We start from the raw sequence: 24259 nt of genomic DNA on the forward strand, positions 1-24259 counted from the left end.
CGCGCGGGCAGAAAGGAGGCTCACCTCGCCGCCTCGAGGTTGGGCACGGCCGCCAGCAGGGATTTCGTGTAATCGTGCCCCGGCCGCAGCAGGACCTCCTCCACGGTGCCGGTTTCGACCAGTTCGCCCCGGTACATCACGGCGACCCGGTCGGCGATGGTCCAGGCGAGGCCGAGGTCGTGCGTGATCACCAGCGCGGACAGCCCGGCGGACCGGCGAAGCCGCAACAACAGGCCGAGGATCTCGCCGCGCACCGAGGCGTCCAGCGACGCGACGGGCTCGTCGGCCACCAGCACGGACGGCCGCAGCGCGAGCGCCCCGGCGATCACCACCCGCTGCCGCTGGCCGCCGGAGAGCTCGTGGGGCAGGCGGGCGAAGAAATATTCGGCGGGACGCAGTTCCGCGACTTCGAGCGCGGCGGTGACGATCTCACGTTCGTCACCGGGAAGCCGGTGGATCCTGGGCCCTTCCGCCACGGCCTCGTAGACGGTGTGGCGGGGGTTCAGCGCGGCCGCCGGGTCCTGCAGGACGAGCTGGACCTGCCGCCGGTAGGCCTTGAGCCCGCCGCCCGAGGCCGGCACCGGCGCTCCCTGGTAGGTCACCGTGCCGGAAGTGGGCGCCTGCAACCCGAGCAGCGTCCTGGCCAGCGTGGTCTTCCCGGAACCGGATTGGCCGACCAGCGCGACGATCTCGTTGCGCCGGACCTCCAGGTCCACGCCCGCCACGGCGTCGACACGGCTCCCGGCACGGTCGCGAAAGGTCACCCGCACGTCGTGGGCCGCCAGCAGGACCTCTGGTTCCTCCGCCGGCTCCTTCGCGGGTTCCGGCGGCGCGATGGGGGTGCTGGTGGCGGGCGCGTACCGGGAGGCCCGGTCGCCGATCGTGGGAAAGGCGGCGGCCAGCGCCCGGGTGTGCTCGTGCCGCGGAGCGGACATGATCCCGGCGCCCGGGCCTTCCTCGACGACCTCGCCCCGGTACATCACCGCGATGCGGGCGCACGTGGCGGCCAGCACGGACAGGTCGTGGCTGATCATGACCAGCCCGAGGCCGCGCTCGGCCACCAGCCGGGTGACCAGGTCGAGCACCTGGGCCTGCACGACCACGTCCAACGCCGTGGTCGGCTCGTCGGCGATGATCAGCCGGGGGCGGCAGGCCAGCGCCATCGCGATCATGACGCGCTGTTTCTGCCCGCCGGAGAGCTCATGGGGGTAGGCGGTGGCCCTGGCCGGCGACAGGTCCACCTGCTCCAGCAACTCGGCCACCCGCGCGTCGGCCTCGGATCCGGAGGGCGGCTTCGCGGCATGCAGCCGGATCGGCTCGGCGATCTGGTCACCGATCCGGCGCACCGGGTTGAGCGAGTGCATCGCACCCTGGAACACGACGGACGCCTCCGCCCAGCGGACCGCGCGCAGCCGTCCCCACCGCATCGTGGTGACGTCTTCGCCGTCGAGCAGGATTTCGCCCTCCACGCGCGCGGATTTCGGCAGCAGCCGGAGCACGCTCATCGCGACCGTGGACTTGCCCGAACCGGACTCACCCGCGATGCCGAGCGTGTCACCGGGATCAAGACGCAGGTTCACGTCCTTCACGGCCGGTACGTCACCGCCGGCGGTGCGGTAGGTGACGTTGAGATTTTTCAGTTCCAGCAAGGGATTCACTGCCGCTCCCCGGAAAGCCGCGGGTTGATCACCGTCTCCAGGGCCCGGCTGACCAGCGTGAAGCCGAGCACCACCGCGACGATCGCGAGCCCGGGCGGCAGGAGGTACCACCACGCTCCCCCGGTGACCGCGCCCGAGCTGAGCGCTCGTTGCAGCATCGAGCCCCAGGACACCACGGTGGGATCGCCGAGACCGAGGAACGACAGCGTGGACTCGGCGATGATCGAGTTCCCGACCACGAGGGTGGTGTTGGCCAGCACGAGCGGGAGCACGCCGGGCAGGACGTGCTTGCCGATGATGTGCCAGTGCCCGCCGCCCAGCGCCTTCGCGCGTTCGATGTACGGGCGGCTTTCGATGGTCAGTGTCTGGGCCCGCACCAGGCGCGCGGTGGTGGGCCACGACGTCACGCCGACCGCGAGGATGATCGTCGCCACGCCTTGCGGCAGCACGCTCGACAACGCGATGGCGAGCACCAGGGAGGGCAGGACGAGGAAGAAATCGGTGAACCGCAACAGGATCGCCGACACCCAGCCGCCGAAATGCGCGGCGGCGATCCCGGCGATCGTGCCGATGAACACGGACAGGATGGTCGCGGACAACCCGACCAGCAGCGAGACTCGTGCGCCCCACAAGGTCAGCAGGGCCACCGAGCGGCCGTCGACATCGGTGCCGAGGAGGAACGCGCCGGTGGGTGGCTGTAAGGGTTTTCCGGTGGCGTGGATGACGTCGAGCCCGGCGGGGTCGGTGATGACCGGGGCCAGCAGCGCCAGCAACGCGATCAACGTGAGGATTCCCAGCCCGCCGAGCCCGGCCCGGTTCGCCGCGAACGCGCGCCACGTTCCGGCCGCGGCCGCGCGGCGCCGCCGCCAGGCGACGGAGGCGGTCATGTTTTCTCCGCGAGCTTGCGCGCCCCCGCGAACGTGTCGACAGGGCGCTCCTTAACCGCGCAGATCACGGAGAGCCGCTGGGCGCCCTGCCGCCCCGTTAGCGGACTCAGACGGCGCGCTTTGTGGTCACATTGAGAGCCGCGAGTTGACACAACGTGTGGTCTCATGAGGCACGCACCCGGGGGTCAAGCGTCCGGTAGAGCACTTCGGCGATCAGGTTCATCACGATCACCGAACCGGCCAGCACCACGAAAACTCCTTGCAGCAACGGAAGATCCGGCACGCGCAACGCCTGGTAGGTCAGGTAGCCCAGCCCTGGCCAGGAGAACACCGCCTCGACCGTGACCGTGCCCGAGACCACCATGCCGAACTGCAGGAAGATCAGCGTCACCGTGGGAAGGAGGGCGTTGGGCACGGCGTGACGGCGGCGCACCAGGTCGTCCCGCAGTCCCTTGGCCCGCGCGGTGGTGAGGTACTCCGCGTTCATCTCCCCCAGCAACGACGCGCGCATCACCAGCATGTACTGCGCGTACATCACCGCCAGCAACGTCAGGCACGGCAACGTCAGGTGCCACAGCAGGTCCAGCGTGTGCGAAACGAGGCCGGGCGCCACGTCCGGGGATCGCATCCCACCACTGGGGAACGCGCCGTGAGCGGCGATCAACAGCAGCAGGCCGAGCCAGAACTGCGGGACCGACCACAGGGTGAGGGCGATCCCCGTCTGCGTGCGGTCGAAGAAGCTCTCGCGCCGCCAGGCCGCACGGACGCCCAGCCACAGCCCGATCGCGACGGCCAGCACGGTGGCCGCGCCGACCAGCAGGACGGTGGGCCAGAACCGTTCGGCGACGAGGTCGGCCACCGGCCGGTTGTAGGCGTAGGACGTGCCGAGGTCTCCCCGCACGATCCCGCCGAGGTAGTCGAGGAACTGCCGGTACATCGGCTTGTCCACGCCCAGGCGCTCGCGCAGCTGCGCGAGTTGGACGGGATCGAACGGCTTTTCCTTCGACATCGTGGCGACCGGATCGCCCGGGATCATCCGGAACAGCAGGAATCCGAGCACCACGACGAAGAACAGGCTCGCGACCGCGCCACCCAGCTTGCCCAGCAGGAACCGGGCCGTACCGGTCCCGCCGCGCCGCTCCCGCGGTTCGACGGTGATCGCCTGGCTCACCGCCGGGCCTCCATCGCGTCACTCACGGTCTTCGTCGGGCTTGCGGCGGTGGGTGGCCGCGACGGCTCCGATGGCGACGAGGACCACCACACCGGCGCCGATCCCGATCCAGGCGCCGGTGGGCAGACCACCGGCGCCACCTTGCCCGGAACCCGGGGTCGCGCCGTAGAAGCTCCAGTAACCGGACTGTTCCATGATCGTCCCGTTGCCCGCCGGCTGGGTGGGGAAGGCGGTGAAGTGATCGGACCGGTAGGCCTCCAACGCGTTGTCGTAGTCGAGGACGAAGCTGGGCACCTGGTCGTAGTAGCGCGCTTGGGCCTGTTTCACCTCGTCCACGCGCTTGGCGGGATCGAGGTCGGTGCTTTCCTTGTCGTACAGGCTGTCGAACTCCGGGTCGCAGAAGAAGGCGGTGCTACTGCTGCTGCCCCCGACCGCGGGCAGCGCGGCACAGGTCTGCTTCGCCAGGATGTAGTCGGGATCGGGGCTGGTGCCCCAGCTGGACAGGGCGAGGTCGTAGTTTCCGGCACTGGTGCGCTCGTCGACTTCGTTGTCGGAGACCAGTTGCTTGGTCACGCCGATGCCGACGGCGCCGAGCCAGCTCACGATGTAGTCCGCGGCGCGCTGCGAGAAGTCCTCACTGGACTTGGCCACCAGCCGCAGGTTCAGCGGCTTGCCGTCCTTGCCGGTGCGGATACCGCCCGCGCCGCGCGGGTATCCGGCACGGTCGAGTCCGGCGTTCGCGGCCGCCGGATCGAAGGTGTAGCGCTTGCCGGGCTCGGGATCCCAGTGGTAGAGCGGGAACGCGGCCGGGATGATGCCGCCGCCGAGTTGCCCGTACCCGCCCAGGACTCGGTCGATCAGAGTCTGCGGGTCCACGGCCCTGGCTATCGCGCGCCGCACTTCGACATCCGTGAGCGCGGGGTTGCCGTCCCCGATGGGCTGCCGGTCGGCGTTGCGGGCACCCGGGTTCATCAGCAGTTCGCGGTAGCGGCGGCCGATCGCCTTGTTGGTGGTGATGCCGGCCTGATCGCGCAGGCTGTCGAACTGGGTCGAGGTGAGCCGGTTGACGACGTCGACCTCACCGTTGCGGAGCGCGTTGACCGCCGCGTCGGCGTTGGTGTAGCTGACGAACTGGAGCTCGTCGAGCTTCGGCCTGCCCCGCCAGTAGTCCGGGTTGGCCTTGAGCCGGATGAGCTGGTTGGGCCGGTACTCGGTGATGACGAACGGGCCGTCCCCCACGCCGACCACGGCGAGAGAGTCGGTGGCCGGGTCGTCCATCTTGCCGATCTTGCTCCAGACGTGCTCGGGCACGACCGGGATGTCGATCGCGGTCATGCTCGCCTGGGGCTTGCGGGTCTTGATGACCAGGGTCGCCTCGTCGGGCGCGGTGACCGTCTCGAAGTTCTCGACGTAGGTGCCGTTGGCCTCCTGCGCCTCCTTGTCGGTCATGATCCGGTTGTAGGTGTAGGCGATGTCCTTGGCCGTCATCGGCTGGCCGTCGGACCATTTGATCCCACGCCGGATGCTGAAGGTCCAGGTCAGCTTGTCATCGGAGGCCCGCCACGAGGTCGCGAGCACCGGGCTCGGCGTGTTGTCCTCGGCCGAGGGCGGCGTCAGGTATTCCCAGGTCATCCGGCCGACCATGATGCTGGAGGCGAACGAGGCCAGGAACGGGTTGAGGTGGTCGATCTCCTGGACCAGGGCCACCCGCAGCACCTTGCCCGTGTCCTGCGCGTGAGCGTCCGGGGCCAGTGTGGCGGTCAGCGCCACCGCCCCCGCCACGGCCCCGGCCGTGCGCCATCTCACCGGGTTTTTCCACCTCACGATTGCGCGCCCCCATCTCTGGTCTGGTCCTCAAGGGGAAGAAGTAACCACATGGACACAGAGGCGCGCAATATCCACCCGGGACACCGGGTGGCCGATCGTTGCCCAACCGTGTCCGGATCAGATGGAGGGGACCTTGAGGACCGGCGTCCAACCGGGTGGTCCACTGTGGACGATTTTTCTCGACGGTCCGCGGGCGCGGGCGGCGGCGGGTGACAAGGGGGCCGAGAACGGTTCACGGGCGTGCTCGGCGGCGGCGGGCGTACCGTATGTTGTGGGTCCATGCGCATCCTCATCTCGGCGGACATGGAGGGCGCCACTGGCGTGACCTGGACCGACGACGTCGTTCCCGGAACCGAACAGTGGCAGCGCTTCCGCCGCCTGTTCACCGGTGACGTGAACGCGACGATCACCGGACTCTGTGAGGGCGGCGCGACCGACCTTCTGGTCAACGAGGCGCACTCGTCCCAGCGCAACCTCCTGCTCGAAGAGCTCGACGTGCGGTCACGGATGCTCACCGGGCGCCACAAGCCGCTGTCGATGATGCAGGGCATCGAATCGAACGTGGACGGCGTGGTGTTCGTCGGATACCACGCCGGAGCGGGGGCCGAAGGTGTCCTGGCCCACACCTACCTGGAGAACCAGATCACCGGCGTCTGGCTGGACGGGGTGGCGGCGAGCGAAGGACGGCTCAACGCCGCACTCGCGGCCGAGTACGGGGTGCCCGTGCTGATGGTCAGCGGCGACGACCGGACCTGCGAGGACGCCCGGGACTACGCGCCCGAGGCGTCCCTGGTGGTGGTCAAGGAATGCGTGAGCCGCTACGCGGCCATCTGCACGCCGCCGCTGCGCACGGCGGCCGCGCTGACCTCGGCGGCGAAACAGTGCATGAAGATCGCCGGCCGGGGGAACCCGAAGGCCGGCGCGCACCGTATCGAGGTGGAGTTCGACGCGAGTCATCTCGCCCAGGCCGCGGCCGTGGTGCCCACCGTGGAGCAGATCGGCGTCCGCCGGGTCGGCTTCACCGCGCCGGACATGACCGAGGCGATGAAGGCGTTCAAGGTGGTCACGGCGATCGCCGGGGGCGCGGTACAGGGGTTGTATGGCTGAGTCCGATGTCGCGGCGTTGTGCGCCGAGCTGATCCGCTTCGACACCACCAACCGCGGGGATGGTGACGCCGAGGGCGAGCGGGAGGCGGCGGAATTCGTGGCCGGCGTCCTCTCCCGGGCCGGGGTGGAACCCAAGATCATCGAGTCGGCGCCGCGGCGGGCCAACGTCCTGGCGCGGATTCCCGGCCGCGACCCCGCGCTGCCGGCCCTGTTGGCGCACGGGCACCTGGACGTGGTGCCCGCGGACGCGGCGGACTGGTCGGTGCCGCCGTTTTCCGGCGAGATCCGCGACGGGTACGTGTGGGGCCGGGGCGCGGTGGACATGAAGGACTTCGTGGCCATGATCCTGGCCGTCGTCTCCGAGGGGCTGCGCCCGCGCCGCGACATCGTGCTCGCCTTCGTCGCCGACGAGGAGGACAACGGCCTTTACGGCGCGCACTGGCTGGCGGCCGAGCATGCCGAAGAGTTCTCCGGCTGCGCGGCGGCGATCAGCGAGTCGGGCGCCTACACCTACCGGGTGCCCGCGGCGGACGGCCGGATGGTCTCCCTCTACCCCGTGGGCGCGGCCGAGCGCGGCACCGCGCACATGCGGTTGACGGCGCGTGGCCGCGCGGGGCACGGCTCCCGGCGCAACGACGAGAACGCGGTGACCCGGTTGATCGGCGCGCTGGGGCGGATCACGTCACACCGGTGGCCGGTCCGGCTCACCCCTGTGGTGGAAGCGTTCCTGACCCGCACCGGCCAGGCGCTCGGCGTGCCGGTCGATCTGTCCGATGTGGACGGTACGCTGGCCCGCCTCGGGCCCGCGGCGTCACTGGCCGAGAACACGGTCCGGGTCAGCACCACCCCGACCATGCTCCAGGCGGGTTACAAGGTGAACGTGATTCCCGGCGTGGCCACCGCTCAGCTGGACGCCCGGGTGCTGCCCGGCACCGAAGCGGAGATGCTCGACGAGCTGGACGCCTTGCTGGGGCCCGGCGTGGAGCGTGAATTCGTCGCGCACCAGCCGGCGGTCGAGGCTCCGGTCGACTCGCCATGGTTCACCGCGATGGCCGACGCGTTGCGCGCCGAAGATCCCGGAGCCGTGGTCGTGCCGTACTGCCTGGGCGGGGGGACCGACGCGAAGGCGTTCAGCTCGCTGGGCATCGACGGCTACGGGTTCGCGCCGTTATGGCTGCCCGAAGGCTTTCCCTACCGGGAGATGGCCCATGGCGTGGACGAGCGCGTCCCGGTCGAGGGGCTGCGCTTCGGAACCCGGGTTTTGAAGCATTTTCTCCGTACCTGCTGACGAAACGGGCGTTGTCCTGTTCGAGTCAGGATCGGGTGGCGGTCTTGACTCGGACGTGACTCCTCGGCGAGTTTCAGTACATGGTTCGAACCATTCGCGTGCTGGTGGCCTCCGCCCTGACCGCCGGGCTGATGGCCGTTCCCGTCGCCGCACAGGCCGACTCCGCGGGCGTTCCCGGGTTCTCGTCTTCGTTCGAACCAGGCGATCCACAGCCGAGCTGGCAGGACACGGTCGAGACGGGCCCGGACGGGAAGCCGAAGACCGAGGGTGTGAACGGTGCCAACGGTTCGGCCATCCCGGGTGACATCCGCGGGAAGATCACCGACATCGTGGCCAGCGGCGAGAACACCGGAGCCGGTGAAGTCTCGGCGAATCTGGTCGACGGCAGCCCGGAGACCAAATGGCTGACGCCCGAGCCGACCGGCTGGGCCCGGTTCACGCTTTCGGAGCCGACCGCCATCACCCACTACGCGGTGACCTCGGCCAACGACGCGCCGGAACGCGACCCGAAGGACTGGACGCTGGAGGGGTCCGACGACGGAAACGCCTGGACCGCGCTGGACCGGCAGACCGGCCAGAGTTTCGCGGACCGCTTCCAGACCAGGCAGTACCAACTCGACCCCGCCGTGGCGAACCGGCCCTACCGCTACTACCGCATCGACATCACCGCCAACAACGGCGGCCCGCTCCTGCAGTTCTCCGAGCTTCTGCTCGCCAACGACCAGCCCGCGCCACCACCGTCGCCGAACATGCGCTCCTACGTCGGCAGCGGCCCGGCCTCCGGCTACACGAGCAAGCCCCGCGCCGGTTACTCGGGCATGCACGCCCTGCGCTACGCCGGCACCCAGACCACGACGGGCCACGGCTACTCCTACAACAAGGTCTTCGACGTCAAGGTGCCGGTCCTTCCCGACACCGAACTGTCGTACAAGATCTTCCCCGACTTCGCCGACCAGTCCTACACCGCCACGAACGTCGCGGTCGACCTTGCCTTCACCGACGGCACCTATCTGTCCGGTCTCGGCGCCCTCGACCAGTACGGCTTCACGTTGTCGCCGCAAGGACAGAGCGCGGGGAAAGCGCTCTACAGCAACCAATGGAACCTCATCCGCTCGCAGATCGGCCACGTGGCCCGCGGCAAGACGATCGCGCGGATCCTTGTCGCGTATGACAATCCCGCAGCCGCCGCACCGGCGAGCTTCGGCGGCTGGATCGACGACATCCGTCTCGGAGCGAGCCATCCACAGGCAGTGACGCATCCGGCGGACCAGGTGCTGACCACACGCGGGACGAACGCCAACGGAACCTTCAGCCGCGGCAACAACTTCCCGGCGACCGCGGTGCCGCACGGGTTCAACTTCTGGACCCCGGTCACCGACGCCGGCTCGGACAGCTGGCTCTATTCCTACCAGCAGGCCAACAACGCGCGGAACCTGCCGGAGCTTCAGTCGTTCTCGGTGAGCCACGAGCCGAGTCCGTGGATGGGCGACCGGCAGACGTTCCAGGTCATGCCCGAGGTGGGCGCGCCGAACGGGAACCGCACACAACGGGCGCTGGCGTTCAAGCACGAGAACGAGACCGCCCGCCCTTACTACTACGGGGTGAAGTTCGACAACGGGATCGGTACCGAACTCGCGCCCACCGATCACGCGGCCCTGTTCCGGTTCACCTTCCCCACCGACGACGCGAGCCTGGTCTTCGACAACGTCAACAACAACGGCGGATTGACCCTCGACCCGGCGACGGGCTCGCTGAGCGGCTTTTCCGATGTCAAGAGCGGTCTGTCGGCCGGAGCCGGACGGTTGTTCGTCTACGCGACCTTCGACCAGCCGGTCGCCAATGGCGGGATGCTGCCCGGCGAAGGTCGTGACAACGTCCGCGGTTATCTGCGTTTCTCCGGCCGCACCGTGACGATGCGCATCGCGACCTCGCTGATCAGCGTCGATCAGGCGAAGAAGAACCTGGACGCCGAAATCGCACCGCACGCGACACTGGAATCGGTACGGGACGCGGCCCGGGCGGCCTGGGACGCCACCCTCGGCGTCATCGAAGTCGAAGGCGCGAGCCAGGACCAGCTCACCACTCTGTACTCCAACCTCTACCGGCTGTTCCTGTATCCCAACTCGGGCTTCGAGAATGTAGGGACACCGCGTCGGCCGCAATACGCCTACGCGAGCCCCTTCACGAACAAGGTCGTCGACGGCCAGTTGTATGTGAACAACGGGTTCTGGGACACCTATCGCACCACCTGGCCCGCGTACAGCCTGCTCTCTCCGGACATGGCGGGGAAGATGATCGACGGCTTCGTGCAGCAGTACCGAGACGGTGGCTGGATCGCGCGGTGGTCGTCCCCGGGGTACGCGAACCTGATGACCGGCACGAGTTCGGACGTCGCCTTCGCCGACGCCTACCTCAAGGGGGTGCGGAACTTCGACATCCGCTCCGCCTACGACGCGGCGATCAAGAACGCCACGGTCGCGCCGCCCAACGACAACATCGGCCGGAAGGGGCTCGCGGACTCGATCTTCCTCGGTTACACGCCCACCACGACCGGGGAAGGAATGTCGTGGGCGATGGAGGGCTACGTCAACGATTTCGGCATCGCGAACCTGTCGAAGGCATTGCTGGACGAAAGCGCGCCCGGGGATCCGCGACGGCAGGAATACGCCGACAACTACACCTACTTCCTCAACCGCGCGCAGAACTACGTGAACATGTTCGATCCGAGTATCGGCTTCTTCCAGGGCCGTAACCCCGACGGTTCGTTCCGGTTGCCAGCCTCCCAGTACGACCCGCGGGTCTGGGGTAACGACTACACCGAAACCGATGGCTGGAACATGGCGTTCACCGTGCCGCAGGACGGTCAGGGACTGGCTGGCCTCTACGGCGGCAAGGCGGGATTGGCGAACAAGCTCGACCAGTTCTTCGCCACCCCGGAAACCGCGGGCTTCCCCGGATCCTACGGCGGCACCATCCACGAAATGCGTGAGGCGCGGGACGTGCGCATGGGCCAGTACGGCCATTCCAACCAGCCATCGCATCACATCATGTACATGTACGACTACGCGGGCCAGCCCTGGAAAACACAGGCCAAGGTCCGGGAAGCGCTTTCTCGCCTGTATGTCGGCAGCGAACTGGGACAGGGTTATCCCGGCGACGAGGACAACGGAGAAATGTCCGCCTGGTACATTTTCGGCGCCCTCGGTTTCTACCCGCTGCAAATGGGCAGTCCCGATTACGCGGTCGGCTCGCCGCTGTTCACCAAGGCCACCATCCACCTGCAGAACGGCCGTGACCTGGTGATCAACGCGCCGAAGAACAGCGCGAAGAACGTCTACGTGCAGGGCCTGCGCGTCAACGGCAGGCCGTGGTCGTCGACCTCCTTGCCGCACGCTCTGCTCGCCGCGGGCGGCAGGCTCGACTTCGACATGGGCCCCACGCCATCACGCTGGGGCACCGGCCCGCAGGACGCGCCGAAGTCGATCACCCAGGGCGACCGGCCGCCGGCCCCGCTGGCCGATCTGACCGGCCCCGGCAAGGGCACCTCCGCCGGCCAGGATGCCTTGTTCGACAACACCTCCACCACCGAGGCGTCTGCTTCGACGGTGGACTACCAGCTCACCACCGCCGGTGAAGCCACCTACTACACCCTTACGTCGGCCAAGACGGCGAACGATCCGACCGGGTGGACGCTCGAAGGTTCCGCCGACGGAGAGCACTGGACGACCTTGGATGTCCGCCACGGTCAGGTCTTCCCGTGGCGGGACCAGACCCGGGCGTTCCGGGTCGCGCATCCGGGCCGGTTCACCCATTACCGGTTACGACTGGACGGACCCGCGACACTGTCGGAGGTGGAACTGCTCGCGCAGCCCCGCTGATCTTCGCTGGTCGCCACGCGCCCGGGGCTTCAGGCTTCAGGCCTGCGAGCGCGCCGGGAACGCGGCTGCGAGTATGGACAGGGTGATGTGTCGATACCAGGCGTCGTAGCGGCGCTCAGGAACGGACTCGGTCCGCGGGCGCGGTCCAGCCGCTGGACCGGATCCACTCGGCCAGGTCCCAGGTGGTCGGCTCGATCGCCCGCACCGCCGCGAGGTCCGACGGGTGTTCGGACGCCTTTTCGAACTGGCGGAACATCTCCCTGTCGAGTTCGTTGGGCAGGACGCTCAGCGGCAGGGCCTCGTAGCGCGACGGGAGCCCGGCGTAGGCGCCGAACGCGGCGGCGATCTGAGGGCCCGCCAACTCGTCGCCGACGGCCTCGACGGCTCCGCCGGGCACGTCCACGGTGCCGAGCAGGACCGCGGTGGCGACCCGGCCGATGTCCCTGATCGAGATCAGCTTGAGGGGGGCGTCCTCCGGCAGCGGCATCCTCAGCACCATCGTGCCGTCCTCCACCCTCGGCGCCATCACGTTCGCGAAGTTCTCCATGAAGCCGGCCGGACGGACCATCGTCGTCCTCAGGCCGGAATGCCTCAGGTGCTCCTCGATCCGGTGCTTCGAGTCGTGGTGTGGCACGCCCGTCACGCGATCCGCTCCGAAGACCGAGTTGAACACGACGTGCGGCACGCGCGCCGCGACCGCCGCGTCGACGAGGGTGGTGCCCACGCGGACCTCCTCCTCGATCTCCTCGAGGCTGTTGGCCTCCGGGGTCATGAAGTAGAACGCGTCGACCGCCTCCAGCGCGGTGACCACGGACGCCGGATCGTCGATCCGGACGGCTGCCAGCTCGACGCCCCGGGCGGCCAGTGCTCGTGCCCGGTCGGATTCCGGGGAGCGAACGAGGGCCCGCACCCGCGCCCCTCGGTCCAGGAGCGCGTCGACGACCGCCCCGCCCTGCTGCCCTGTGGCACCGAAGACGGCGATCGTGCCGGTTCCCTGCGTGTTCATCTCGTCCACCCTCTCGCTAGTTCATGACATGAACCATATTAGTTCATGCCGTGAACTACCGCAAGGCGTACGGGTGCCGCGAGGGCACTGCGCGGTAGGTCAGGACGAAGTGGACGCCGAGACGCCCGACGCGTCCACGACGGCGGTGGCGACGCGTTCGAACTCGCGCTGGTCGTCGGCGTCGAGGTTCTCCGCGATGTCGGGCAGGCGCTTGGTGATCTCGGCGTACACGGCCTCGGCGAGCACCTTCCCCGTGGGCGTCACGCCGAGCATGATGACCCGCCGGTCCTGCTCTGAGCTCACCCGGCTGACCAGGTCGCGCCGCTCGGTGCGGTCGACGAGCTGGCTCAGCGCGTTCTTGGTCATGCCGAGCGCGGTGGCGAGGTAGCTCATCCGCCGCGGCTGGTCCTTGACCGCGCACAGCAGCGTGGCCTGCGAGGAGGTCAGGTCATACTCAGCGCAGATCTGCGCGTACCTGCGCTGGATCAGGACCGAGAGCCAGAAGAGCTTGTCGCCGTAGTCCACGCCCGCCTCCCCTCGTCCGGTGCCGAACGCCCAGTCTACCGCCGCGGGACCGGCTCGCCCGGCCGCTCACCTGCCGGTGAAGTCCGGCTTCCGCTTGGTCTGGAGCGCCGTGACCCCCTGGGCGACGTCCTCGGTGCCGAACAGCGCGAGCTGCCCCCGCGTTCACGGGCGAGCGCCGCGCCGGGCCCCGCCTCCCGTCTAATTCGCCTACCCACGAAAGACCTCACCGCGCCCGGGACCCGCTCTGTAGAAGCTTCCCGCCACCAAGCCGTGGTCGTTGACGATGTCAGCGGTGTTGTTGCCCCCCAACGACTCCAGGTCGGTCACCACCCCGTCGTGCCAGACGGTGAGCGGGCATCAGGACGAGGCGACCGACCGTTCCGAGATGACACGTTCGACCGCTTTCGTGAAGCCAAGCGGGGGTCGTCGCAGGATGTGGCGGATGGCGCTGGTGTCGCCCGTCGAGTCGGACTCGAGGCCGGAGACAAAGCCTCGCAGGGAGCCGCGGGGCAACCGGCCGAGCCGCTCCATCGCCGGAGCGATCGAGGAGATCACCCAGCGGGGAATGTGGATCTTGATGGTGCGGGGGCGCCCGAGTATGCCGGCGGCGAGATCGACCATCTCGTTATAGGTGAGAACCTCGTCGCCGCCGACGTCGAAGGCGTGACCGAAGGTGCGCGGCTCTTCGAGCGAAGCGACCATGTAGTAGGTCAGGTCCTCGATGGCGATGTGCTGGAATCGCTGCTTGCCGTCGCCCAGGACCAGCGCCACCGGGTGTCTGGCCTGGCTCATGAGAGCGCTGAAGCCTCGCCCGCCGGTTCCGACGATCATGCCGGGCCGGAAGATGGTGACATCGAGGCCGCTGCCCAGCAGGTACTGCTCGGTGTCCCAGCGTCCACGGGTCCACCGGCTGGGGGAATCCGGGCGGACTCCGAGAAAGGTGATGGAGACGAGCCTGCGGACGTCGTTGGCCCGGCATGCGGCGACGATGTTCTTCAGACCTTGGATCTCGATGTCCATGAAATCCGCCGCGGCGTCGGTACTTCCCGGTTGCCGCAGGACGGTGTGCACGCAGACGAACACCGCGTCCATCGAATCCAGCGCCGCGTCCATGGAGTCCGCGTCGGACATGTCGCCTCGGACGACCTCGCAGCCACGGGCCGCGAGATCGTCGAGTTTTCCGGGCCGGCGGGTGACACAACGCACCTGGTAGTTCTCCGCCAGCAGATGCTCGACCGCGTGGCGTCCGACAAATCCGGAGGCCCCGATGACCAGCACCGAGCGAAGAGCTTTGGGGGTCATCGCGTTCTCCTTCCTCTCCCCCACAGCTTCCTGCCACCGGTGCCTGCCGTCCAATGAATCTCGCGTATCGCCCGATCCGTTTTCCGCATCCCTCACCGCGCGTCGCGCAGCCGTATTCCGCTGAATTCCACGGTGCTGGTGATCACCGCCGCCCAGAACGGCCGGAGATCGGCGAGCACCCGGAGTCGGATTCCCGCTTCCTCGTGCAGCGCCAGCAGGTCGCCGACCGGCTCGGCCGGGCCGAGTGGCTCGACGGGTTCGGTGGCTTCGGCCCTCGGCGGGTTGGCTGGAGGCAGGTGCCTCCGCGACACTGGCCCGGCACGCCGAGGAAAGGGAAGGCCGTGAGCAGCGAGCTTCGGGATCATCAGTCCAACGCAGTCGCGACCCGCGACGAAGTCATCCACCTGGCCGGCAAGGAGTTGCCGGACATCGCCGTCCCGGTGACCACCGCGCCGGAGCCGCGCTCGCTTCGCGATCTCGCCCGGAGCACCGCGCGCCTGGTCGTCTACGCCTATCCGTCGATCGGCGCGCCGGACCGCGAGCCGATCACCTCCGACTGGAAGAGCATCCCGGGCGCGTTCGGTTGCACCGCCGAGTCGTGCGGCTTCCGTGACCTCGCCGCCACGCTCGGCGAACTCGGTGCCGGTGTCTGCGGGCTGTCGACCCAGTCCCCTGATGAACAGGAGGAAGCCGCTCAACGGCTCGCGCTCGGCTTCCCGCTGCTGTCCGACCGCGACCACGCGATCACCGGCGAACTGCGTCTGCCCGTCTGGTCCGCCGGTGGACCAGACGGGCCGGGCCTGCTCAAGCGGTTCACGATGGTCACGGACGGGACCGTGATCCAGCACGTGTTCGCCCCAGTACCCGACCCGGCGACGCACGCCGCCGATGTCGTCGCCTGGCTCCGTGAGAACCCCCGGTAGGCCCGAGCCGCCCGCTCGCGGCCGACGACTTCGTCGTAGATACTGTCAACAATTTCATTGGCGATTAGGGTTACGAGAGACCGGCTGTCCGCATCCCGAAGAGGAACCGCCTTGATCATCGACTGCCACGGCCACTACACGACCGCCCCGCCCGCCCTCGCGGCCTGGCGCGACCAGCAGATCGCCTCCCTGTCCGGCTCATCGGCCGCGCCCGCCCGCGCGGACCTGCGGATCAGCGACGACACGTTGCGAGAGACGATCGAGCGGAACCAGCTGCGAATGATGGACGAACGCGGCATCGACCTGACGATCTTCTCGCCGCGCGCGTCGTTCATGGCCCACCACATCGGCGACTTTTCGACCTCGTCGGAGTGGGCGAGCATCTGCAACGAACTGTGCCACCGCGTGAGCCTGCTCTACCCGGAGCGGTTCGCGCAGGCCGCGATGCTGCCCCAGTCGCCGGGCGTCGACCCCGCCACCTGCCTCCCGGAACTCTCCCGTTGCGTGGAGGAATACGGCGCCGTCGCGCTGAACCTCAACCCCGATCCCTCGGGCGGCCATTGGACCGCTCCCCCGCTCACCGACCGTTCGTGGTACCCGATCTACGAGAAGATGGTCGAGTACGACATCCCGGCGATGGTGCATGTCAGCACGAGCGTCAACCCCGCCTTCCACACGACCGGGGCGCACTACCTCAACGCCGACACGACCGCGTTCATGCAACTCGTGGAAGGCGACCTGTTCCGCGACTTCCCCACGCTGAGGTTGATCATCCCGCACGGTGGCGGGGCGGTGCCCTACCACTGGGGCCGGTTCCGTGGGCTGGCCATGGCCTTGGGCAAGCCGGAACTCGAAGAACACGTGCTGGGCAACGTCTTCTTCGACACGTGCGTCTACCACCAGCCAGGTTCGGACCTGCTCTACGACGTCATTCCCGTGCGCAACATCCTGTTCGCGTCCGAAATGATCGGCGCGGTGCGGAGCGTCGACCCCCGCACCGGTCACTACTTCGACGACACCCGCCGCTACGCGGAAGCCTCGAAGCTGTCCGAGGACGACTGGGCGGCGGTCCGGGAACGCAACGCCCGCGCGGTCTATCCCCGGCTGGACGCGTTGCTGAAGAAGCAGGGCCGATGAGCACACTCGCCCCGAAGACGCCCACCTGGCTGGACTGGCACCCGAATCCGTCGAAGCCCGCCTTCCGGCTCCCGCCCGGGACGGTCGACGCCCATTGCCACGTGTTCGGCCCGCAGGCCGAGTTCCCCTTCGCGCCGGAACGCAAGTACACGCCCTGCGACGCGAGCAAGGACCAGCTGTTCGCGCTTCGCGATCACCTGGGCGTCGCACGCAACGTCATCGTGCAGGCCACCTGTCACGGTGCGGACAACTCCGCGATGGTCGATGCCGTCCGGGCGGCCGGTGGCCGGGCTCGCGGCGTCGCGACCGTTCGTCCCGATGTCACCGAAGCGGAGCTGCGTGAACTCGACGCCGCAGGTGTGCGGGGCGCGCGGTTCAACTTCGTGCGGCGCCTTGTCGACGCCTCTCCCGAGGAGGATCTGCGGACGATCGCGAGGAAGATCGCCCCGCTGGGCTGGCACGTCGTGCTCTATTTCGAAAGCGCGGATCTGCCGGAGCTGGAAGGCTTTTTCACTTCGCTGCCCACACCGCTGGTGGTGGACCACCTGGGACGCCCCGACGTGACGCGTCCGGTGGACGGGCCGGAGTTCGCCCGGTTTCTGAACTTCGCCGAACGCAACGATGTCTGGGTGAAGGTGAGCTGTCCCGAACGCCTGACCGTGACCGGGCCCGCCGCTCTCGACGGGGAGCGGCACGCCTACACCGATGTCGTGCCCTTCGCCCGCCGCGTCGTGACGGAGTTTCCCGACCGGGTGCTGTGGGGCACCGACTGGCCACATCCGAACCTCGTCAGCCACATGCCCGACGACGGCCTGCTCGTCGATTACGTGCCACAGGTGGCGGTGACCACCGAACAGCGGCGAAAGTTGCTCGTCGACAATCCCATGAGCCTGTACTGGCCGGACGAAACCCCCTACTGTGCCGATCGTTACCAATCCGACCACAGCCACGGCGGAAACGGGTCTATATAAGCAGGTTGGCGGCGGTCCGTCTCCGCCTCCTTTTGGTCGGATTGGTAACCCGGAAGGAATGTGATGGTGCAGGCCAACGCGCGGAACCGGCTGGACCGGCTCCCGATCGCCCGATTCCACAAGATCACCATTCTCGCCGTCTCGTTCGCCTACTTCTTCGAGTTCGCGGACATCAACAGTTTCTCGGCCACCGCTCCCAAGCTGATCAAACTGTGGGGCGTGACCGTCAACCAGGTCGCCTACGTGACCTCGCTTTCGTTCGTGGGCATGTTCTTCGGCTCGATCGTGGCCAGCACGATCGCCGACCGCTGGGGCCGGAAGAACGCGCTCATGGCCACGACCCTGTGGTTCGGCGTGTTCTCCCTCGCCGCGACTTTTTCGTGGGATGTCGTGTCGATCGGGGTCTTCCGGGTGCTGACCTCGGCCGGGCTGTCGGCGATGACGGTGGTGGCGGTCATCTACGTCAACGAGCTGTATCCCGCCGCCAGCCGTGGTAAGTACCAGGCCTACGCGATCGTGATCGGCATCTGCGGCACGCCGGCCACCAACCTGATCGCGAGCCTGGTGATCCCGATCAACACCTGGTCGTGGCGCCTGGTCTACCTGTGGGGCGCGCTCGGTGTGCTGCTCGTCTTCTTCACGCGGCAGCTGAAGGAGTCTCCCCGCTGGCACGAGAGCCGTGGTGACCACGAACAGGCGGACGCGGTACTGAGGGAGATCGAGGAACAGGTCGCGGCCGAAAAGGGACCGCTGCCCGAACCCGCGCCGCCCGTCGAAGAGGCGCCCGCGACCAAAGCCCCGTTGAAACTGTTGCTGCGGAAGAAATACCTGCTCCCGACGCTGTTGCTGACCGTCGTCTGGGTCACGCAGACCATCGGGTTCTTCGGGTTTTCGAGCTGGGCGCCCACACTCCTGGCCAAGGAAGGCTTCAGCGTCGAGAAGTCGGTCTTCTACGTCGCGCTCACCACGGTCGGCGCCCCGCTCGGCTCGTACCTGGCGGCCCTGGTCACCGACCGCTTCGAACGCAAGTGGTGCCTGGTCGCCTTCGGCTCGGTCATCGCGTTGTGCGGTCTGCTCTACGGGCTGACCTTCACACCCATCCTGATCGTGGTCTTCGGGTTCCTGGTCAACCTTTTCGAGCGCGGCTACACGGCACTGGCCTACGCCTATTCCCCCGAGCTCTTCGACACCCGCGGCCGCTCACTCGGGACCGGCGTTTCCTACGGTCTCGGCCGCTTGTCGAACGCGGCGGGCCCGCTGATCGTCGCGGCCCTTTACAACGGCAGCGGGTACCGGAGTGTCTTCTTCTTCATCGCCGGCACCTGGATGGTCGGTGCGGTGGTGCTCGCCGTCTTCGGGGCCCGGACGCGCCCCGCGAGGGTGATGGCGCCGGAACGGAAACCCGCCGGTGCCTGAACGACCCTAGGGGGTGGGCGCGCGGCGTTCGATGAACACGGTGTCGTGCCAGACGCCGTGGAGCCGCGCGATGCGTTCACGGACACCGACCGTGCGGTATCCGGCGCCGTGATGCAGCGCGATGCTGGCCGTGTTCTCCGCGAAGATCGCGGTCTGCAGCGTCCAGATCCCGGCGGCGTCCGCGGCGCTGATCTGCCGGCGCAGCAAGGCTTTGCCGACTCCTTGCCCGCGAAACCCGTCCCTCACGTAAACCGAGGTTTCGGCGACCCCGGCGTAGCAGTCCCGGTCGGACGCCGCGCTCGCGGCCGTCCAGCCGGCGACTTCACCGTCGATCTCGGCGACCCAGCGGTGGCCGGGGAGCCATTTCGCGTCGAGTTTCTCCTGGCTGGGCACCATGGTTTCGAAAGTGGCGATACCGGTGGCGATCCCTTCGGCGTAGATCCGGCGCACCGCCGGCCAATCCCTTGGCTCCAGGGCACGGACAGTGACAGCACGGAGAGACCCGATCGACATGCTTCGAAGTCTATCGACGGGCGACGGGCTCAGGATCGGCGTCGAGCGCGTCAAGAACCGCTTCGCCGTTCGCCCTCGCCCACTCGGTCAGCACGTGGATCGGATCGATCAGCGTCACCCCCAGCGGGGTGAGTTCGTACTCGACGCGAGGCGGCGCCTCGGCGTAGGCGTGCCGGCGCACGAGTCCGTGCGACTCGAGCCGCCGGAGCGTCTGGGTGAGCACCTTGCGAGAGATGCCACCGCCGATCAGCTCGATCAGCTCTCCATGGCGCACCGGGCCCTTGCTGAGACCGGCGAGCACGACCACCGTCCACTTGTCGGCGATCAGCTCGACCGTCAGACGCCCCGGGCAGTCGGCGAGGAAGAACTCGCTCATGGCCTCGAAGGGTACCTGGGGGTCCCTTTCGGAAACCTAATCTGGGGTTCTCCCACCCAGAGCCAGGAGAGTCATGCGAGTCATCACGCAGCAGAAGCTCGGCGGTCCCGAGGTGCTCACCATCGTGGACGCGCCCGAGCCCAGGCCGATTCCGACCGAGGTCCTCGTCCGCGTCAAGGCGGTCGGGCTGAACCCGCTGGAGCCGCGCCTGCGCGGCGGCGAATTCCCGCTGCTCGGCCGGCCGCCGTTCATCCTCGGCTGGGACATCAGCGGCGTGGTCGAAGAGGCGCAGACCTGGCGGTTCAGGCCCGGCGACGAAGTGTTCGGAATGCCACTGTTCCCGCGTGCGGCCAACGCGTACGCCGAAGTCGTGGCTGCTCCGGCGCTGCACCTGGCGCGCAAGCCGGCGTCGCTCTCCCATGTCGAGGCGTCGGCGTTGCCGGTCGTCGGTCTGACGGCCTGGCAGGGCCTCGTCGACCTCGGCGGGGTGACCGAGGGCGACCGCGTCCTGGTCCACGGCGGTGGTGGCGGGGTCGGCCACGTCGCGATCCAGATCGCGAAAGCACTCGGCGCGCACGTGATCGCCACCGCCGGCCCAAGCAAGCGGGCGTTCGTGGAGGAACTCGGCGCCGACGAGGTGATCGACTACACGGCCGTCGACTTCACCGAGGCGGTCCGTGACATCGACGTCGTGCTCGACACGCTCGGCGGCGACACAGCCGAGCGCTCGCTGGAGGTGCTCCGCCCAGGGGGCCACCTGGTGACTGCGGTCGCCGAGGAGGATTCGGAGCTCATCGCCAAGTTCGAGGGCGCCGGGATGCGTTTCAGCGGCATCGCGGTCGACCCCGATCCTGTCGCCCTGCGACGTCTCGTCGAACTCGTCGAGCAGGGCAAGCTCCGGGTCCACGTGCACAAGACGTTCCCGTTCGAGCGCGTGGCCGACGCGCACCGGGCGCTCGAACGCGGTCACCTCCAGGGCAAGCTCGTCCTCACCGTCTGATCCCGTTGTGGGGCCTCGCACGTCGGGCCCCACGGACCTCTAAATCCCCATGGCGAACGAACGGAGGTAAGCCAGGGCGGCGTTCATCGACGCCTCCAGCGGCTGGACGTGGCGCATCGTCTGCGAGAGCAGAACTCCGCCCTGCAGCGCGGAAAGCAGCGCGAAAGCGAGTTCATCGAGGTCGGTGCCGTCGCGCAGCTCTCCCCGATCGCGCATGGCCCGCAGGCCGTTGAGGATCATGTCCTTCCAGCGCAGGAAACCGTCCGCGATATCGGTGCGGGATTCCTCGTCTTTGGTGCTCAACTCGCCCGCCAGGGAACCGAGACTGCAGTCGCCGCGACAGTCGTTCTCCCGCTGGCGTTCGATCGCGGCGTCGGCCCACGCGCGCAACGCGTCGAAGCTGTCCAGCGCCGCGACGCGGGGTTCGCCGGTATCGAGCGCGGAGTCGGCCTGACGGGTGATCACCGCCCTGATCAGCGCCTGTTTGCTGATGATCGGCCGGCCACGACTCCGGGAAATGGCGGCTACGGGGTGAGGTGGGCCAGCTGGTCCCGGGCGGCGCCGGCGATATCGGCGCGGACGCCCAGTTCGCCGAGCATTTCCGCCGCGGCCGCCATTTCGGCGGTGCGGCGGACGGCGTGCCGGTACGAGCCGGTGACCACTCTGTCCACAGTGGACTCGTTCGCGGCGGCGAGTTCGTCGACGATGATCTTGCGCAGCCAGTCCTCACAGCCCGCGGCCCGAGCCGCCTGGAGTGCTTCGACCACCGCGGCCGACATTCCCTTGAAGAAGACGCTGCGCAGCAGTTTGCGCTCGGCGGCGAGCCCGGCCTCCCCCGCCATGACCTCGACCGCGGCGCCGAGCGGATTCAGGGTGTTCGCGACGACTTCGGCGGCCCCGGTTTTCGAGCCGGTGACGAGCATCGGAACCCGCAGGCCACGGCCCGGCACCGGGGCCATGATCGCGACATCGGCGAACGGCACGTCCCGGGCGGCGGCGATCTCCGCGAGGCGCCGTTTGGTGCCCGGCGACGCGGTGTTCAGGTCCGCCCAGACCGCCCCCTTCCGCATACCGCCGAGACCCGCTTCGAGCGCGCCGACAGCCGCTGACGCGCTGTTCACACTGAGCACGAGATCGGCGCCCTCGGCGGCCTCGGCTTCCGACCCGGTGCCGATCAGGCTTTCGGCCACCGACGACGCCGGCACAGCCGGGTCGTAGGCCCGCACGACGGCCCCGGCGGCGGACAGGTCACGCGCCAGCGCACCGCCGGCCTCGCCGAGCCCGAGTACCGCGATTGTTCCGGTCATAGCAGAATCCTTCCCGCAGGCTACGATCGAGTACACGATGCGCTCGACAAAATTGTCAACAAACGGAGTCCGGCACGAGACGCGCCAGCGCGGACTCGCGGAGGCGGAAAACTATGACCGAGAGTGCGGTGGACCGGCAGCCGGGGCAGCCTTCCGTGACCGCGGCCATCCGTGACGCCATCGTCCGCGGCGAGTTCGTGCCCAACCAGCGGTTGGTCGAGGCGGACCTGTGCGGCCAGTTCTCGGCCAGCCGGGCGACCGTGCGGTCCGCGCTGATCGAACTCGCCAACGAGGGGCTCGTCGAGCGGATGCAGAACCGGGGTGCCCGCGTGCGCGCGGTGTCCCTCGAGGAAGCCGTCGAAATCTCCGAGGTCAGGATGATGCTCGAAGCACTGTGCGCGGCGAAGGCGGCGGAGCGCATCTCGGACGAAGAGATCATCGAACTGCGAGAGCTGGGAGAGGCGATCCGCGCCGCCGTGGCGGGCGGGGATGTCGTCGGGTATTCCAACCTCAACCAGCGGTTGCACCGCCGGGTGCGGGAGATCAGTGGTCAGCGCACGGCGGCGGGCTTGCTGGAAAGGTTGCGGGGACAGAGTGTCCGCCACCAGTTCCGCCTGGCGATGCGACCGGGACGGCCGCAGGTCTCCCTGCCCGAGCACCTGGCGATCATCGACGCGATCTGCGCGCACCGCCCGGACGAGGCGGCAGAGGCGACCCGCGCGCATCTCGCGAGCGTGATCGAGGCCTTGCGGGCGAGCGACACAGCGGACATCTCCCCGCTGCACCCGTGAGCCCGCCCGCGACCTGCTCACCAAATTGTTGACAATTTCGTCGATCGATCCTAACGTCTGAGTCGTCTCACCGCCGAGGATCGACAAGGAGCGGCATGACCGGCGTGCGCTGCATGCTCATGCGCGGGGGAACCTCGAAGGGCGCCTACTTCCTGGCCGATGACCTCCCCTCGGACCCTCAGGCACGGGACGACCTGCTGCTGCGGATCATGGGCACCCCCGACCCTCAGCAGATCGACGGCCTCGGCGGCGCCCAGCCGGTCACCAGCAAGGTCGCCGTCGTGTCGCCCGCGGGCGGCCCGGATCGTGACGTCGACTACCTGTTCCTGCAGATCGGCGTGGACGAAGCCACCGTGTCCGACCGGCAGAACTGCGGGAACCTGCTGGCCGGCATCGGCCAGTTCGCGGTCGAACGAGGACTCGTGCCCGCCGGGCCCGAACGCACCACGGTGCGCATCCGGATGGTCAACACCGACAGCATCGCCATCTCGACCTTCGCCACCCCCGGCGGAGAAGTCGACTACAGCGGTACGACCGCGATTTCCGGAGTCCCCGGCACGGCGGCCCCGGTCGAACTGGACTTCACCGGCACGGAGGGCTCGGTCTGCGGCAGCCTCCTGCCGACCGGCAACGTCCGGGACGAGATCGACGGCATCGCGGTGACCTGTGTGGACAACGGGATGCCGGTCGTCGTGGCGCGCGCGGCCGATCTCGGGGTGACCGGGTACGAACCGGTCGGAGACCTCAAGGCGGACACCGCGCTCGCGGCACGGATCGACGCGCTGCGCATCCAGGCCGGGAAGCTCATGGGCCTCGGTGACGTCAGTGGCACGTCGGTCCCCAAGACCACCCTGGTCGCCGCGCCCCGTGACGGCGGGGCGATCTGCACCCGCACGTTCATCCCGGTCCGGCCGCATCCCTCGATCGGCGTCCTCGGCGGCGTCAGCGTCGTGACCGCGCTCCTGCTCGACGGCGCGGTGGGACACGACCTCCTGGTCACCCCACCCGACGGCGCGCCGGTCGACATCGAGCACCCCAGCGGCAAGCTCGCGATCGGAATCGAGTTCGACACCACTTCCCCGTCACCCCGGGTCAGCCGGTCGACGGTGATCCGGACGGCGCGGAAGTTGTTCGACGGCACCGTTTTCCCGCGCCCCTGATCCTTCACCGAGGAGC

At 68.6% G+C, this 24259-nt stretch carries 21 protein-coding genes and 1 pseudogene; 10 read left to right on the top strand and 12 right to left on the bottom strand.

Annotated features, from left to right (window positions below):
* Positions 1–20 precede the first annotated feature (20 nt).
* From ACFSXZ_RS05685 to ACFSXZ_RS05700, 4 genes are all read right to left on the bottom strand, one after another.
* A complete protein-coding gene (locus ACFSXZ_RS05685) occupies positions 21–1658 on the bottom strand; it encodes a dipeptide ABC transporter ATP-binding protein (protein ID WP_378261956.1) in 1638 nt (545 codons plus the stop codon).
* On the bottom strand, positions 1655–2545 hold the full coding sequence (locus tag ACFSXZ_RS05690; protein ID WP_378261958.1) for an ABC transporter permease: 891 nt from the start codon (positions 2543–2545) through the stop codon (positions 1655–1657). The genes ACFSXZ_RS05685 and ACFSXZ_RS05690 overlap by 4 nt, the downstream gene beginning before the upstream one ends.
* A gap of 163 nt (positions 2546–2708) precedes the next feature.
* The gene (locus ACFSXZ_RS05695) at positions 2709–3716 is read right to left on the bottom strand and encodes an ABC transporter permease (RefSeq protein ID WP_378261960.1); all 1008 of its coding nucleotides are present in this window, start codon (positions 3714–3716) and stop codon (positions 2709–2711) included.
* A gap of 18 nt (positions 3717–3734) precedes the next feature.
* On the bottom strand, positions 3735–5522 hold the full coding sequence (locus ACFSXZ_RS05700; RefSeq protein ID WP_378261962.1) for an ABC transporter substrate-binding protein: 1788 nt from the start codon (positions 5520–5522) through the stop codon (positions 3735–3737).
* Positions 5523–5822: 300 nt separating this feature from the next.
* Here ACFSXZ_RS05700 and ACFSXZ_RS05705 point away from each other — a divergent pair, with 300 nt between their 5' ends.
* The 3 genes from ACFSXZ_RS05705 to ACFSXZ_RS05715 all read left to right on the top strand — a co-directional run bounded on the left by ACFSXZ_RS05705 (position 5823) and on the right by ACFSXZ_RS05715 (position 11816).
* A complete protein-coding gene (locus ACFSXZ_RS05705) occupies positions 5823–6650 on the top strand; it encodes a M55 family metallopeptidase (protein ID WP_378261964.1) in 828 nt (275 codons plus the stop codon).
* The gene (locus ACFSXZ_RS05710) at positions 6643–7938 is read left to right on the top strand and encodes a M20/M25/M40 family metallo-hydrolase (RefSeq protein WP_378261966.1); all 1296 of its coding nucleotides are present in this window, start codon (positions 6643–6645) and stop codon (positions 7936–7938) included. Before ACFSXZ_RS05705 ends, ACFSXZ_RS05710 begins: the two co-directional genes overlap by 8 nt.
* Positions 7939–8018: 80 nt before the next feature.
* The gene (locus ACFSXZ_RS05715) at positions 8019–11816 is read left to right on the top strand and encodes a GH92 family glycosyl hydrolase (RefSeq protein WP_378261968.1); all 3798 of its coding nucleotides are present in this window, start codon (positions 8019–8021) and stop codon (positions 11814–11816) included.
* 115 nt (positions 11817–11931) lie between these two features.
* On the opposite strand, the gene ACFSXZ_RS05720 is transcribed toward ACFSXZ_RS05715, so the two are convergent.
* The 4 genes from ACFSXZ_RS05720 to ACFSXZ_RS05735 form a co-directional block, all read right to left on the bottom strand.
* On the bottom strand, positions 11932–12822 hold the full coding sequence (locus tag ACFSXZ_RS05720; protein ID WP_378261970.1) for an NmrA/HSCARG family protein: 891 nt from the start codon (positions 12820–12822) through the stop codon (positions 11932–11934).
* A gap of 99 nt (positions 12823–12921) precedes the next feature.
* Positions 12922–13347, bottom strand: a complete 426-nt coding sequence (locus ACFSXZ_RS05725) for a MarR family winged helix-turn-helix transcriptional regulator (protein ID WP_378261972.1) — start codon at positions 13345–13347, stop codon at positions 12922–12924.
* 357 nt (positions 13348–13704) lie between these two features.
* Entirely contained in the window at positions 13705–14649 is a 945-nt protein-coding gene (locus tag ACFSXZ_RS05730; protein ID WP_378261974.1) for an SDR family oxidoreductase, read from the bottom strand.
* A 92-nt stretch (positions 14650–14741) separates the two neighbouring features.
* Positions 14742–14960: a DUF6886 family protein gene (locus tag ACFSXZ_RS05735; RefSeq protein ID WP_378261976.1), complete on the bottom strand. Its 219-nt coding sequence runs from the start codon at positions 14958–14960 to the stop codon at positions 14742–14744.
* Between the two features lie 30 nt (positions 14961–14990).
* On the opposite strand from ACFSXZ_RS05735, the gene ACFSXZ_RS05740 reads away from it, so the two are divergent.
* The 4 genes from ACFSXZ_RS05740 (at position 14991) to ACFSXZ_RS05755 (ending at position 19096) form a co-directional block, all read left to right on the top strand.
* Entirely contained in the window at positions 14991–15572 is a 582-nt protein-coding gene (locus ACFSXZ_RS05740) for a peroxiredoxin (RefSeq protein WP_378261978.1), read from the top strand.
* Between the two features lie 111 nt (positions 15573–15683).
* On the top strand, positions 15684–16709 hold the full coding sequence (locus ACFSXZ_RS05745) for an amidohydrolase family protein (protein ID WP_378261980.1): 1026 nt from the start codon (positions 15684–15686) through the stop codon (positions 16707–16709).
* A complete protein-coding gene (locus ACFSXZ_RS05750; protein WP_378261982.1) occupies positions 16706–17680 on the top strand; it encodes an amidohydrolase family protein in 975 nt (324 codons plus the stop codon). Before ACFSXZ_RS05745 ends, ACFSXZ_RS05750 begins: the two co-directional genes overlap by 4 nt.
* Before the next feature lie 63 nt (positions 17681–17743).
* Entirely contained in the window at positions 17744–19096 is a 1353-nt protein-coding gene (locus tag ACFSXZ_RS05755) for an MFS transporter (RefSeq protein WP_378261984.1), read from the top strand.
* Between the two features lie 6 nt (positions 19097–19102).
* On the opposite strand, the pseudogene ACFSXZ_RS05760 reads toward ACFSXZ_RS05755, so the two are convergent.
* Positions 19103–19585, bottom strand: a pseudogene (locus ACFSXZ_RS05760) (N-acetyltransferase family protein); the annotation flags it as partial.
* A gap of 34 nt (positions 19586–19619) precedes the next feature.
* Positions 19620–19985, bottom strand: a complete 366-nt coding sequence (locus tag ACFSXZ_RS05765) for a winged helix-turn-helix transcriptional regulator (RefSeq protein ID WP_378261986.1) — start codon at positions 19983–19985, stop codon at positions 19620–19622.
* Between the two features lie 73 nt (positions 19986–20058).
* On the opposite strand from ACFSXZ_RS05765, the gene ACFSXZ_RS05770 reads away from it, so the two are divergent.
* The gene (locus ACFSXZ_RS05770) at positions 20059–20985 is read left to right on the top strand and encodes an NADP-dependent oxidoreductase (protein WP_378261988.1); all 927 of its coding nucleotides are present in this window, start codon (positions 20059–20061) and stop codon (positions 20983–20985) included.
* A 39-nt stretch (positions 20986–21024) separates the two neighbouring features.
* On the opposite strand, the gene ACFSXZ_RS05775 is transcribed toward ACFSXZ_RS05770, so the two are convergent.
* Complete coding sequence (locus tag ACFSXZ_RS05775) at positions 21025–21450, bottom strand: TetR family transcriptional regulator C-terminal domain-containing protein (RefSeq protein ID WP_378261990.1); 426 nt, start codon at positions 21448–21450, stop codon at positions 21025–21027.
* A 59-nt stretch (positions 21451–21509) separates the two neighbouring features.
* A complete protein-coding gene (locus ACFSXZ_RS05780) occupies positions 21510–22292 on the bottom strand; it encodes a DUF1932 domain-containing protein (RefSeq protein WP_378261992.1) in 783 nt (260 codons plus the stop codon).
* Between the two features lie 113 nt (positions 22293–22405).
* On the opposite strand from ACFSXZ_RS05780, the gene ACFSXZ_RS05785 reads away from it, so the two are divergent.
* Both ACFSXZ_RS05785 and ACFSXZ_RS05790 read left to right on the top strand, forming a co-directional pair.
* The gene (locus ACFSXZ_RS05785) at positions 22406–23083 is read left to right on the top strand and encodes a GntR family transcriptional regulator (protein WP_378261994.1); all 678 of its coding nucleotides are present in this window, start codon (positions 22406–22408) and stop codon (positions 23081–23083) included.
* A 95-nt stretch (positions 23084–23178) separates the two neighbouring features.
* On the top strand, positions 23179–24243 hold the full coding sequence (locus ACFSXZ_RS05790; protein WP_378261996.1) for a 4-oxalomesaconate tautomerase: 1065 nt from the start codon (positions 23179–23181) through the stop codon (positions 24241–24243).
* Positions 24244–24259: the final 16 nt, after the last annotated feature.

The organism is Amycolatopsis pigmentata (assembly GCF_042684065.1).
GTDB lineage: Bacteria > Actinomycetota > Actinomycetes > Mycobacteriales > Pseudonocardiaceae > Amycolatopsis_E > Amycolatopsis_E pigmentata.